Below are 12,416 nucleotides of genomic sequence, written 5' to 3' on the forward strand. Positions count from 1 at the left end.
TCCGGTGGTCGACGACGAGCGTCGGAGAGGGTGGATGGGGTGGAGGGGAACAGGAGCTGCGGCGTCCATGTGGCACGTGCGCATCGGGTGACCCGATCCGCTCCGACCCGTTCCGGCTTGCCGTCGCACGCTCAAGCTAGCGGTTCCCCACGTCGCCGGAATCCCTTTCTGATCACGGTTTCATCACGTAGGAAATGACCCCTGGACGGGGTGGCGCGAGGGGATGAGAGGCCGTCACCACGCGGGGTGATGACAGGGGATCCGACCCGTGCTATGTCCCGATCGGCTGCCGGAGCCCGGACGCACGACGCGCCCCCCGCCGGGGAGGCGGGGGGCGCGTCGTCTGATCGGAGCGGGGCTCAGCAGATGCCGGGCTGCGGCTTGCTGGCGGCGAGCCACTGGTCGAACGTCATCGCCACGCCGTCCGGGGCGGCCTTCCCGATGTAGCGGATCTCCTGCGCGCCGGCGGCCCGGCAGTACTTGTCACCGGGGTAGGACGAGACCACCTCGGGCGTGGGGCGGGCGTAGCTGTCCCAGATCTCGAAGGACACGGGGCCGGTCGTGCCGTCGTCCGAGATCGGGCCGACGAGCGTGGCGTACCACGAGAGCTTCGAGAAGGGGCGCGGCGACATCCGGTCCACGGCAGGGGAGCCGAGGTGCGTCCACTCGGCGAAGGTCAGCTGGTGGTACGCGATGACGTCGGAGAAGGAGGAGAACCCCTCCACGACGAAGAGCTCGTCCGACGCGTCGTACTGCAGGATGCTCGCCGCGGCCGGGAGGCGGTCGGTCCGCGGGGTGGGCGAGCCGGCGCGGCGCCAGTCATCGGCGGACAGGGACGTCGAGAACCGCGCGCCGCCCGCCGTGCTGTCGGCCTGGACCGTGGACTCCCATGTGAAGCGCACGTAGACGGTGGCGGCAGCGCGCGGGGCGGGGCGGCCGGCAGCCGACCAGTCCTGGAAGGTGGCGGGGCCGGCCTCCGGGCGGCCGTCGACGGTCGTCACCTTGAAGAGGGTGGAGTCATAGGGCACCGAGTAGAACGTGCCGCTGGCCGATGCGGCGGATGCGGGGGTCGCGACCGCGAGCCCGCCGACGGCGAGGGTGCCGGCGATGGCGAGGGCGGTGAGGGAGCGGAGCACGGGAGGGCCTTCCGGGGAGCGACGACGAGCGTCGGGAATGGGGTGGGGTGGGGCGGCGCTCGGGGAGCCCGGCGTCGAGTGAAGGCTATGGCTCCGCGGGGAACGGCGATGGGCTCCCAGGTCTCGATCCGATGACGGTCCGGGACCCCGTACAGCGCAGGGCTGAGGACCTGGTGGGGCGGGTAATCCGGGCGGATGACGTCGGGCTCCTCGGGCGCCGCATGACCCCCGCTGCCGCCCCCGAGCGGGGGCGGCGGCGGCCGACCCGGTGTGCCCCGCCCGGCGCGCGCCGGGACGTCCAGCGACACGCCGTAGTCTGATCGGCATGCGCCGCAGCACCTACACCGCGACCGCCGTCACGTACGGCTCCGTCGGCGGCACCCAGGCCGTCGACCTCATGACCTATCCGCCCGAGGGCTACCGTCCCGCGGAGGCGAGCGCCCGGCTCGGCAGCGGCGACGAGCGCTTCGAGCAGGCCGTCGCCCTCCTCATGACCTGGGGCGTGCAGCGGGGCAGCGGCATCGACGTCACCCGCATCGAGCAGGAGGTCCCCGACGAGCCCGGCTACCAGGGGCTGGAGTTCGACGGGGACGGGGTGCCGCAGGTCCCCGCCGACCGCCCGCGCGAGGCGCTGTACGGCGACGACGGCACCGCGTGGATCACGTCCGGCACGTCCGCCGTGCTCCGCATGCCGTTCGGCCCGTTCCGCCCCGAGGCGCCCGTCCGCGTCGTGTACACGGTGCAGGAGACCGACCGCGTCGGCTTCGCGTACGGCACGGTGCACGGGCACCCGCTGAGCGGCGAGGAGGCGTTCCTCGTCTCCCGGGAGCCGGACGGCAGCGTCTGGCTCACCCTGCGCGTGTTCTCCCGGCCCGCATCGTGGCCGATGCGGCTCGCGAGCCCCGTGCTCCGCATCGTGCAGGGCGTGTTCATGCGCCGGTACCTGCGGTCGCTGCACCCGGCGGTCGCGTCCGCCTGATCCGCTGCTCGCCGAGCGGCGTCAGCGCGCGGCGAGCCCGTCCAGGTAGGCCATGACCTCGTCGTGGCCGGCCTGGAGGTCCGACACCACCACGGCGGCGTGCGCATCCGGCGACCGGAGCTGCGCGACGTCGTAGGCGCCCGTCGCGACGGCGACGAACGGGAAGCCCGCGGCGTCGGCGGCGACGCCGTCCGCCGGGGTGTCGCCGATGATCACGACCGTTGCCCCGGCCAGCGCCTCCGCCGCGCGGCGCGTGAGGTCGCTGCGGATCCGCGCCTCGTGCCCGAAGAACGACGCCTCCCAGTCGAACAGGTCGACGTCGAGCCCCGCGCCGTCGAGCTTGTAGCGGGCCCGCAGCGGCGAGTTGCCCGTCAGCAGCGCGTTGACCCAGCCGCGTGCGGCCACGTCGGCGACGAGGCGCGGAACGCCGACCGGCACCTCCCGCCGACCCGCGCCGTAGTGCTCGACGCGCGACATGCCCTCGAGCTGCTCCCGCACGGCCGCGTGCAGCGACTCCGGCAGACCGTAGAGGTCGAGGGTCTCCCAGATGATCTGGCCATCCGTCTTCCCGTGCGCGTGCACGGTGCGGTCCTCGAGCGCCTCGCCCGCGGCGAGCTCGATCGCCCGGTGGTACATGCTGCCGGCGCGCGGGCCGTTGAGGAGGAGCGTGCCGTCGACGTCCCAGAGGACGTGCAGGGGCCGGGACGTTCGCGCGTCGGTCATGCCCCCATCCTGCCGGAGCGGAGGGCCACCCCGGGCGCGCGCACCGACGCGCCCGCCGGCCGGGGGATGATGGACGGATGCCGTCCGCCCTGCCCCTCGCCGATCCCGCCCCCGCCGACGGCCTGCTCCCCGCCTCGGCGTCGGTCGGCGCGGACGACCGCGCATTCGGCGTCTACCTGCACGTCCCGTTCTGCCGCGTCCGCTGCGGCTACTGCGACTTCAACACCTACACGGCGCCGGAGCTGCGCGGCGTGAAGCAGTCCGACTACGCGTCGCAGGCCGTGCAGGAGGTGCGCTTCGCCGGATCCGCGCTGCGGGACTCCGGCGTGCCCCCGCGTCCCGCGTCCACCGTCTTCCTCGGCGGCGGCACGCCGACGCTCCTCCCGGTCGATGACCTCGTCCGGATGCTCGACGCCGTGCGCGACACGTGGGGCGTCGCCGAGGGCGCCGAGGTCACGACGGAGGCCAATCCCGACAGCGTCGACGACGCCTACCTCGCGGCCCTCGCCGCGGGCGGCTTCACGCGCGTGTCCTTCGGCATGCAGTCCGCCGTCCCGCGCGTGCTCGCGACCCTGGAGCGCACGCACGACCCGGCCCGCATCGCGCCCGTCGTCCGCGGTGCCCGGGCGGCCGGCCTCGAGGTGAGCCTCGACCTCATCTACGGGACGCCGGGGGAGACCATCGACGACTGGCGCGCCTCCCTCGAGCAGGCGATCGCGCAGGAGCCGGACCACCTCTCCGCGTACGCGCTCATCGTGGAGCCGGGGACCAAGCTCGCACGGCAGATCCGCCGCGGCGAGGTGCCCGAACCCGACGAGGACCTCCAGGCCGACATGTACGAGCTCGCCGACCGCATGCTCGGCGAGGCGGGCTACGAATGGTACGAGGTGAGCAACTGGGCCCGCGACGGCCGCCGCAGCCGCCACAACCTCGCCTACTGGCAGGGCCACGACTGGTGGGGCGTCGGCCCGGGCGCGCACAGCCACGTGGGCGGCGTCCGCTGGTGGAACGTCAAGCACCCGGCCGCCTACGCCGACCGCGTGCTCGCGGGCGCGTCACCGGGCGCGGGACGCGAGTCGCTCGACGACGCGACGCGCGAGGTGGAGCGCGTGCTGCTCGGGGCCCGCATCCGCGACGGCCTCGCCATCCCGACGCTCACGGCCGAGGGCCGCCGCCAGGTCGCCGGGCTCATCGCCGACGGCCTGGTGGATCCGCGCGCCGCGCTGTCGGGCACCCTCGTGCTCACGCTGCAGGGGCGCCTGCTGGCCGACGCGGTCGTGCGCCGGCTCCTCGAGGACTAGGCCGGGGCCCGCCCGGAGCGCCGCGGGGACACCTCAGAGGACGACCGCGCCCACCTCGTCGCCGGCCTCGCGCTCGGCGTCGCTGCGCTCCACGCAGAACTCGTTGCCCTCGGGGTCCGCGAGCACCACCCAGCCGCTGCCGTCGGCGTTGCGCCGGTCGGCGACGAGCGACGCCCCGAGGGCCAGCACGCGGTCGACCTCCTCGTCGCGCGTGCGGTCGTCGGGGGCGAGGTCCAGGTGGACCCGGTTCTTCGCGGTCTTCGGCGTCTGGGCGCGCTGCAGGATGATGCCGAGCCCGGACACGGGATCGCCGAGCCACGCGGCGTCCTCGCCGGGGAGGTTGGGCTCGTCCGGATCCTCCTCGAAGCCGGTCACACCGGCCCAGAAGAGGGAGAGCGCGTGCGGATCGCCGCAGTCTATCGCGACGTGCCGGATCCTGGCGCTCACGGACGACCGCCTACTTGATCCACCGGATGTTGAGCGGGTAGCGGTACGGCCGTCCGGCCTGCACGCGGGTGCCGCCGATGATGGCGAACACGATGTTGACCACGACCACCGCGAAGATCACGAGGCCGAGCAGCAGGGAGATGATCACGCCGAGGAACGGGATGACCCCGAAGACCACCTGCAGCACGTTGAGGATGACCAGCGCGCCGGCGACGTTGATGGTCCAGTTGGTCGCCTCCTTGCCCTCCTGGTCGGTGAACCGGCCGCGCTCCCGGAACACGAGCCACACGATGAACGACGGCACTATGAGGATCGCGAGGAAGTGCGTGAGCGACGCCCACAGGCGGTCCTCGCTCGGGGTGAGCGGAGCGGGCGCCCCGTAGGGGTGGGGATCGGGTGCGGACATCGCGGGGAGCCTCTCGGTGCCGGGCGACGACCGGGGATCGGCGGACGCGGACGGATCGTGGGTGGGGCCTGGTAGCACCGGGCCCCTCCACGGTACCGCCGACGACGCGCGACCGGCAATGTCGACCATCCCCGCACCCGCGGTACGATTGGCAGTCAGAACCGACGAGTGCCAGGAGGGAGCGGCCATGGTCTCGGAACGCGGACTCGACGTCCTCCGGGTGATCGTGCAGGACTACGTGTCCTCGCGGGAGCCCGTGGGCTCCAAGTCCATCGTGGAGCGCCATGCCTTCGGGGTGTCGGCCGCCACGATCCGCAACGACATGGCCCTCCTCGAGGAGGAGGAGCTCATCGCCGCCCCGCACACGTCGTCCGGCCGGGTGCCCACCGACAAGGGGTACCGCCTCTTCGTGGACCAGCTCGCCGACGTGCGCCCGCTCACGCCCGCGCAACGCCAGGCGATCCACGTGTTCCTCGGCGAGTCCGTCGACCTCGACGACGTGCTCGCGCGGACCGTCCGGCTCCTCGCGCAGCTCACCAACCAGGTCGCGCTCGTCCAGTACCCGTCGCTCGCCACGAGCCACGTCAAGCACGTCGAGCTGGTGGCGCTGTCGACCACGCGCGTGCTCACGGTGCTCATCACCGACACGGGGCGCGTGGAGCAGCGTGTCGTCGAGCTCGCGGGCGACCCGGACGACGCGTTCCTGGCGATCATGCGCACGCGCATCAACCAGGCGGTCGGCGGGCTCGGCCTCGCGGAGGCGGCGACCCGGCTCGAGACCCTGGCCGACGAGGTCGAGCCGGCGCAGCGGGCGGCGGCATCCGTCCTCGCGGGCACGCTCGTCGAGCAGGTGCTCGCGAACAGGCAGGAGCGGTTGCTCCTCGCCGGATCCGCGAACCTCGCCCGCACGGAGCGGGACTTCCCCGGCAGCATCTCGCCCGTCCTCGAGGCCATCGAGGAGCAGGTGGTGCTCCTGCGCCTGCTCGGCGAGATGGAGGCCGACCAGCACGGCGTCTCCGTGAGCATCGGCCGGGAGAACGCCCCGTTCGGCCTCGGGGAGACCAGCGTGCTCACGAGCGGCTACAGCTCCTCCGGCGGCGTCCTCGCGCGCCTCGGCGTGCTGGGCCCGACCCGGATGGACTACTCCACCAACATGGCGTCGGTGCGCGCGGTCGCGCGCTACCTCTCGCGCCTGCTCGAGGAGCGGTGACGCCCGCACGCCGGCGCACCGCCCCCTGTTCCCACGACCATCACCACCGAAGGGCCCGACGTGGCTGACCACTACGAAGTACTGGGCGTGAGCCGCGAGGCGACGCCCGAGGAGATCAAGAAGGCGTACCGCAAGCAGGCGCGCCAGCTCCACCCGGACGTCAACGACGCTCCGGACGCCGCCGAGCGGTTCAAGCTCGTGACGCACGCGTACGACGTGCTGTCGGATCCCCAGCAGCGCCAGCAGTACGACCTCGGCCCGCAGGCGGGCTTCGGGGGCGGCGGCCAGGGCTTCGGCGGGTTCGGCGACATCTTCGAGACCTTCTTCGGCGGCCAGCAGGGCGGCGGCGGACGCGGTCCGCGCTCGCGCCAGGAGCGCGGCCAGGACGCGCTCCTCCGCGTCGAGGTCGAGCTCGACGAGGTCATCTTCGGCGTGCACCGCGACCTCGAGATCGACACCGCGGTCGTGTGCGACACCTGCCACGGATCCTGCGCGCAGCCCGGCACGAGCGCCGTCACGTGCGACATCTGCCGCGGCTCCGGCAGCATCCAGCGCCAGGTGCGCTCGCTCCTCGGCAACGTGATGACGTCGAGCCCCTGCGGCACCTGCCGCGGCTACGGCACCGTCATCCCGCACCCGTGCCCCACCTGCCAGGGCCAGGGTCGCGTCCGCGCGCGTCGCACCGTCCCGGTCGACATCCCGGCGGGCGTCGACACGGGCCTCCGCCTCCAGATGCCCGGCTCCGGCGAGGTCGGCCCCGCGGGCGGGCCGAACGGCGACCTCTACCTCGAGATCAAGGTCGCGCACCACGACGTCTTCAGCCGCAACGGCGACGACCTGCTGGCCACCGTCGAGGTGAGCATGGTCGACGCGATCCTCGGCAGCGACGCGCGCATCGAGGCGCTCGACGGCGACGTCGACCTGGAGCTGCGCCCCGGCATCCAGAGCGCGGAGATCATCACGGTCCGCGGGCGCGGCGTGACGAAGCTCCGCGGCTCCGGGCGCGGCGACCTCAAGATCGGCATCCAGGTCGTCACGCCGCAGAAGCTGGACCACAAGGAGCGCGACCTCATCCAGCAGTTCGCGCGCCGCCACAAGGCGCCGGCGCCGCACCTGGCCCACTTCCAGCAGGGCCTGTTCCAGAAGCTCCGCGACCGCTTCCTCAACGTCTGACCGTGGCGCACTTCCACCTCGCCGACGACCTCGACGCGACCGACCTCGCCGTCGGCCGGGCCGTCGCGCTCGGACCGCAGGAGTCGCGGCACGCCGTGACGGTCGGGCGGATCCGCGCGGGCGAGGGACTGCTCGTCGGGGACGGCCGCGGCGTCATCGCGTCGTGCGTCGTCACGACGGCGGATCCGCAGCGGCTCGAGCTGCGCGTGGAGTCCGTCGAGGAGCACCCGGAGCCGTCGCCGCGCGTCGTCCTCGTGCAGGCGCTGGCGAAGGGGGACCGCGACGAGCTCGCCGTGCAGGCGGCCACCGAGCTGGGTGTCGACGCCGTGATCCCGTGGCAGGCGCAGCGCTCCGTCTCCCGGTGGGAGGGCGCCAAGGTCGCCAAGGGCCGGGAGCGCTGGCGCGCGATCGTCCGCGAGGCCGTGAAGCAGTCCATCCGGCCCCGCGTGCCCGCGGTGGAGGAGCTCGCGTCCACGAAGGACCTCGTGCGCCGGGCGCAGACCGCGCGCGTGCTCGTGCTCGATCCGACCGCCGACGCGCGGCTCTCCCGGCTCGACCTCACCGCGTGCGGACGCGACGCGACGTCGGATGTGCTCCTCGTCGTGGGACCGGAGGGCGGCATCGGCCCGGCCGAGGTGGAGGCGCTCCGCTCGGCGGGCGCGATCCCCGTGGCGCTCGGGTCCGGGATCCTCCGCACGTCCACCGCCGGGCCCGCCGCGCTGGCGCTCGTCAACGCCGCGCTCGGGCGCTGGTGACGTCGCGGGTCCCGCGTAGGCTGGGCGCATGACCAGCAGCGCAGAGCCCACCGTCTTCGAGCGCATCGTCGCGCGGGAGATCCCGGCCGAGATCGTCGCGGAGACCGACCGCGTCATCGCCTTCGAGGACATCGCGCCCAAGGCGCCCGTGCACGTGCTCGTGGTGCCCAAGACGGCCGCGTACCGCGACGTCGTCGAGCTCGCCGCGGGCGATCCCGCGCTCCTCGCGGAGGTCGTCGAGGTCGCGTCGCGCATCGCCGCGGAGCGCGCGGGCGGCCAGTTCCGCCTCCTGTTCAACACGGGGGCCGACGCCGGCCAGACCGTCTTCCACGTGCACGCGCACGTGCTCGCCGGCTTCGCCCAGGGGGACCATGTCGGGCTCTGACCCGCGGGGCGGCGCGTCGCCTGAGGCGGACCGCGTCGAGCAGACGGCGACGATGGACGGCGTGCTCATGGTGCGCCTCCTCGGGCCGCAGGACCGGCTGCTCCGGCAGATCGAGCGCGAGCACCCGGACGTCGACGTCCGGGTCCGCGGCAACGAGATCACGCTCGTCGGCACCCGGGCGGACGTGGCCGCGGCCCGTCGGCTCATCGACGAGGTCGTGGCGATGGTGGAGGACGGACAGCACGTGGAACCCCAGGAGATCGAGACGAGCGCGCGCCGGCTCGGCGAGGACGACGCGCGGACCCTGTCCGACGTGCTGAGCGAGGCGATCGTGCAGTCGCGCGGCCGCACGGTCCGGCCCAAGACGCAGGGCCAGAAGCAGTACGTGCAGGCCATCGACGAGAACACCATCGTGTTCGGCATCGGCCCCGCCGGCACCGGCAAGACCTACCTCGCCATGGCGAAGGCCGTGCAGGCGCTGCAGCGCAAGGAGGTCGAGCGGATCATCCTCACGCGTCCGGCCGTCGAGGCGGGGGAGCGGCTCGGCTACCTGCCCGGCTCCCTCACCGACAAGATCGACCCGTACCTGCGCCCGCTGTTCGACGCGCTCAACGAGATGATGGATCCCGAGCTCGTCCCGAGGCTCATGGCCTCGAACACCATCGAGGTCGCGCCGCTCGCCTACATGCGCGGTCGCACGCTCAACAACGCGTTCGTCGTGCTCGACGAGGCGCAGAACACCACGCCCGAGCAGATGAAGATGTTCCTCACGCGCCTCGGCTTCGGCTCGAAGATGGTCGTCACGGGCGACATTACGCAGGTCGACCTGCCCACCGGGTCCAGCGGGCTGCAGCTGGTCACGCGCGTGCTGGACGGCATGGACGACATCCACTTCTCCCGCCTCACGAGCGACGACGTCGTGCGGCACACCCTGGTCGGCCGCATCGTGGACGCGTACACGCGCTACGACGCGGAGCGCCAGGCCGCCGACCACCTCCGCGCCGAGCGCCGCACCGCCCCTGGGAGCACCCGATGAGCATCGAGATCAACAACGAGTCGGCCGTGGAGGTCGATGAACCGCTCATCCAGCGGCTCGCCACGTACGCGCTCGACACCCTGCACGTGCACCCCGACGCGGAGCTCGCCATCGTGATGGTGGACGAGGGCGCCATGGAGCAGCTGCACGTGCAGTGGATGGACGAGCCGGGCCCCACCGACGTCCTCAGCTTCCCCATGGACGAGCTGCGCCCCGGCACCGAGGACCGCCCGACGCCCGCCGGCCTCCTCGGCGACATCGTCGTGTGCCCGCAGGTCGCGGCCGAGCAGGCGGTGACGGCCGGGCACTCCACGATGGAGGAGATCCTGCTGCTGACGGCGCACGGCATCCTGCACCTGCTCGGCTTCGACCACGCCGAGCCCGACGAGGAGCGCGAGATGTTCGGGCTCCAGCGCGACATCCTGATCGGCTTCGCCATGAGCGAGCGCGGGCGCTGACCGCCTCGATGCTCACCCTCCTCCTCCCCGCGTTCCTCCTGGTCGTCCTCGGCGGCCTCTTCGCCGCCGCCGAGTCCGCCATCTCCTCGCTGTCCCGCGCGGACATCCAGGAGCTCGCGATCACCTCGCGCGCCCGCCGCTCGATGCTCGCGATCTCGGTCGACACGGGGGCGTACATCAACGCGCTCGGCTTCGTGCGCATCATCGCCGAGACCGGCGCCGCGGTCCTCGTGACGCTCGCGCTGGCGTCGACGATCGACGAGTGGTGGATCACGCTGCTGGTCGCCGCAGCGATCATGACGGCCGTCTCGTTCGTGCTCGTGGGCGCGAGCCCGCGCTCGGTCGGCCGGGTGCACGCGCGCCCGCTGCTGTCGTGGACGGCGCTGCTCGTGCGCGTGATCCGCGTGGCCATCGGCCCCGTCGCCGACGCCCTCGTCGCCCTCGGCAACCGCGTGACGCCCGGCCGCCCCAAGACCGTCGCGACGTTCACCAGCGAGGAGCAGCTGCTGAGCATGGTCGACGAGGCCACCGAGCTCGAGGTGCTCGAGGAGGACGACCGCGAGCTCATCCACTCCATCTTCGAGTTCAACGACACCGTGGTCCGCGAGGTGATGATCCCGCGCACCGACATGGTGGTGGTGGAGCAGAGCGTGCTCGTGGGATCCGCGCTCGGGCTCTTCCTCTCCCGCGGCATCTCCCGCGCTCCCGTCACGGGTCGCGACTCCGACGAGATCGAGGGCGTGCTGTACCTGCGCGACCTCGCGCGCATGGTCTACGAGCGGCCCGAGGAGGCGGAGCGCACCACCGTGGACCAGCTCGCGCGCCCCGCCGTGTTCGTCCCCGAGTCGCAGAAGGCCGACGCGCTGCTCCGGCAGATGCAGCTCGAGTCGAACCACCTCGCGATGGTCGTGGACGAGTACGGCGGCATCGCCGGGCTCGTGACGCTCGAGGACCTCATCGAGGAGCTCGTGGGCGACATCAGCGACGAGTACGACCGCGACGTCCCCGAGTTCGAGGACCTGGGGGACGGCGTGTACCGTGTGAGCGCCCGGCTGCCGATCGACGAGCTGGGCGACCTGTTCGGGCTCGAGCTCGACGACGACGACGTGGACAGCGCCGGCGGACTCCTCGCCAAGACCCTGGGCCGTCTGCCCGAGCGCGGATCCGTGGTGCGCGTCGGCGGCCTCGTCCTCACGGCCGACCGGGTCGAGGGGCGCCGCACGCGCATCAGCACGATCCTCGTCGAGCGCGACCGCGCGGACGATGCCGACGACGACCACGAGGCGGCCCCCGCGGGCGCCGCCGCCAGCAGAGGACACGACCATGACTGATCCCCAGGACGACGGGATGCCCGACGACGCGGCCGCCGAGGCGGTGCGCGAGGCGCCTGCGGAGGATGCCGCCGCGCCCGCACCGCTGTCGGACGAGGCCTGGGGCATCGACCGCGACGCGGAGCCGTCGCGCGCGAAGCGCAAGCCGCGCGGGGGAGCGCCCGCCTACCGCGCGGGCTTCGTCTCCTTCGTCGGCCGCCCGAACGTGGGGAAGTCCACGCTCACGAACGCCCTGGTGGGCGAGAAGGTCGCCATCACGAGCTCCAAGCCGCAGACGACGCGCAAGGCCATCCGCGGGATCGTGCACCGGCCGGACGGGCAGCTCATCCTCGTCGACACCCCCGGGATCCACCGGCCGCGGACGCTGCTCGGCGAGCGGCTGAACGCGCTGGTGCAGACGACGCTCGGCGACGTGGACGTCATCGGGCTGTGCATCCCCGCGGACGAGCGCATCGGCCCGGGCGACCGCTTCATCAACGAGCAGCTCGACGAGTACCCGCGCGCCCGCAAGATCGCCATCGTCACCAAGACCGACTCCGCCTCCCGGCACGCGGTCGCCGAGCAGCTCCTCGCCGTGCAGGAGCTGCGCGACTGGGACGCGATCGTGCCGGTCTCGGCCGTCGAGGCGATCCAGCTCGACGCGCTCGTGGGCGAGCTTCTGAAGGCGCTGCCCGTGTCGGAGCAGCTCTACCCGTCCGACGCCGTCACCGAGGAGGGGCTCGAGGCACGCATCTCGGAGCTCATCCGCGAGGCCGCGCTCGAGGGCGTCCAGGACGAGCTGCCGCACTCGCTCGCCGTGACGATCGACGACATGATCCAGCGCGAGGACAAGGAGCTGCTCGAGATCTACGCGAACCTCTTCGTCGAGCGCGACAGCCAGAAGGGCATCGTCATCGGCGCGCAGGGCTCGCGGCTGAAGCACGTGGGGCAGGTGGCGCGCGCGCAGATCGAGCCGCTCGTCGGGACGCGCGTGTTCCTGTCGCTCCGCGTGAAGATCGCCAAGGACTGGCAGCGCGACCCGAAGCTGCTCGGCCGACTCGGCTTCTGATCCGCGGGGCCCCGGGCCGTACATCCCG

General features: G+C 73.0%; 14 protein-coding genes. 10 read left to right on the plus strand and 4 right to left on the minus strand.

The features are described 5' to 3' along the window. Window positions 1–359 precede the first annotated feature (359 nt). Window positions 360–1,136 carry a hypothetical protein gene (locus ITJ40_RS07915; protein ID WP_194666513.1) on the minus strand — a complete coding sequence of 259 codons (777 nt, stop codon included), beginning with the start codon at window positions 1,134–1,136 and terminating at the stop codon, window positions 360–362. Window positions 1,137–1,461: 325 nt separating this feature from the next. Between ITJ40_RS07915 and ITJ40_RS07920 the strand changes: the two genes are divergently transcribed. After that, a complete protein-coding gene (locus ITJ40_RS07920) occupies window positions 1,462–2,115 on the plus strand; it encodes a DUF1990 family protein (protein WP_194666514.1) in 654 nt (217 codons plus the stop codon). A 21-nt stretch (window positions 2,116–2,136) separates the two neighbouring features. Here the strand turns inward: ITJ40_RS07920 and ITJ40_RS07925 are convergent, their stop codons facing one another. Beyond that, entirely contained in the window at window positions 2,137–2,838 is a 702-nt protein-coding gene (locus ITJ40_RS07925) for an HAD family hydrolase (RefSeq protein ID WP_194666515.1), read from the minus strand. Window positions 2,839–2,915: 77 nt separating this feature from the next. Between ITJ40_RS07925 and hemW the strand changes: the two genes are divergently transcribed. Next, a complete protein-coding gene (gene hemW, locus ITJ40_RS07930) occupies window positions 2,916–4,139 on the plus strand; it encodes a radical SAM family heme chaperone HemW (protein WP_194666516.1) in 1,224 nt (407 codons plus the stop codon). Window positions 4,140–4,172: 33 nt separating this feature from the next. Here the strand turns inward: hemW and ITJ40_RS07935 are convergent, their stop codons facing one another. Both ITJ40_RS07935 and ITJ40_RS07940 read right to left on the minus strand, forming a co-directional pair. Then, entirely contained in the window at window positions 4,173–4,586 is a 414-nt protein-coding gene (locus ITJ40_RS07935) for a VOC family protein (RefSeq protein ID WP_194666517.1), read from the minus strand. A gap of 10 nt (window positions 4,587–4,596) precedes the next feature. After that, on the minus strand, window positions 4,597–4,992 hold the full coding sequence (locus tag ITJ40_RS07940) for a DUF4870 domain-containing protein (protein WP_194666518.1): 396 nt from the start codon (window positions 4,990–4,992) through the stop codon (window positions 4,597–4,599). A gap of 187 nt (window positions 4,993–5,179) precedes the next feature. Between ITJ40_RS07940 and hrcA the strand changes: the two genes are divergently transcribed. The 8 genes from hrcA to era are packed head-to-tail and all read left to right on the plus strand — an operon-like array spanning window position 5,180 to window position 12,388. After that, window positions 5,180–6,202: a heat-inducible transcriptional repressor HrcA gene (hrcA, locus tag ITJ40_RS07945; protein WP_194666519.1), complete on the plus strand. Its 1,023-nt coding sequence runs from the start codon at window positions 5,180–5,182 to the stop codon at window positions 6,200–6,202. A 60-nt stretch (window positions 6,203–6,262) separates the two neighbouring features. Then, the gene (dnaJ, locus tag ITJ40_RS07950) at window positions 6,263–7,375 is read left to right on the plus strand and encodes a molecular chaperone DnaJ (RefSeq protein ID WP_194666520.1); all 1,113 of its coding nucleotides are present in this window, start codon (window positions 6,263–6,265) and stop codon (window positions 7,373–7,375) included. 2 nt (window positions 7,376–7,377) lie between these two features. Beyond that, window positions 7,378–8,130, plus strand: coding sequence for a 16S rRNA (uracil(1498)-N(3))-methyltransferase (locus ITJ40_RS07955; protein ID WP_194666521.1), 753 nt, complete (start codon window positions 7,378–7,380; stop codon window positions 8,128–8,130). 28 nt (window positions 8,131–8,158) lie between these two features. Further along, a complete protein-coding gene (locus tag ITJ40_RS07960; RefSeq protein ID WP_194666522.1) occupies window positions 8,159–8,515 on the plus strand; it encodes a histidine triad nucleotide-binding protein in 357 nt (118 codons plus the stop codon). Further along, a complete protein-coding gene (locus ITJ40_RS07965; RefSeq protein WP_194666523.1) occupies window positions 8,502–9,551 on the plus strand; it encodes a PhoH family protein in 1,050 nt (349 codons plus the stop codon). The genes ITJ40_RS07960 and ITJ40_RS07965 overlap by 14 nt, the downstream gene beginning before the upstream one ends. Then, window positions 9,548–10,009, plus strand: coding sequence for an rRNA maturation RNase YbeY (gene ybeY, locus ITJ40_RS07970; protein ID WP_012299081.1), 462 nt, complete (start codon window positions 9,548–9,550; stop codon window positions 10,007–10,009). Before ITJ40_RS07965 ends, ybeY begins: the two co-directional genes overlap by 4 nt. A gap of 8 nt (window positions 10,010–10,017) precedes the next feature. Then, on the plus strand, window positions 10,018–11,340 hold the full coding sequence (locus ITJ40_RS07975) for a hemolysin family protein (RefSeq protein WP_194666524.1): 1,323 nt from the start codon (window positions 10,018–10,020) through the stop codon (window positions 11,338–11,340). Continuing rightward, window positions 11,333–12,388, plus strand: a complete 1,056-nt coding sequence (gene era / locus ITJ40_RS07980; protein WP_194666525.1) for a GTPase Era — start codon at window positions 11,333–11,335, stop codon at window positions 12,386–12,388. Before ITJ40_RS07975 ends, era begins: the two co-directional genes overlap by 8 nt. Window positions 12,389–12,416: the final 28 nt, after the last annotated feature.

Source organism: Clavibacter sp. VKM Ac-2872 (assembly GCF_015351105.1).
In the GTDB taxonomy this organism is placed as follows: domain Bacteria; phylum Actinomycetota; class Actinomycetes; order Actinomycetales; family Microbacteriaceae; genus Clavibacter.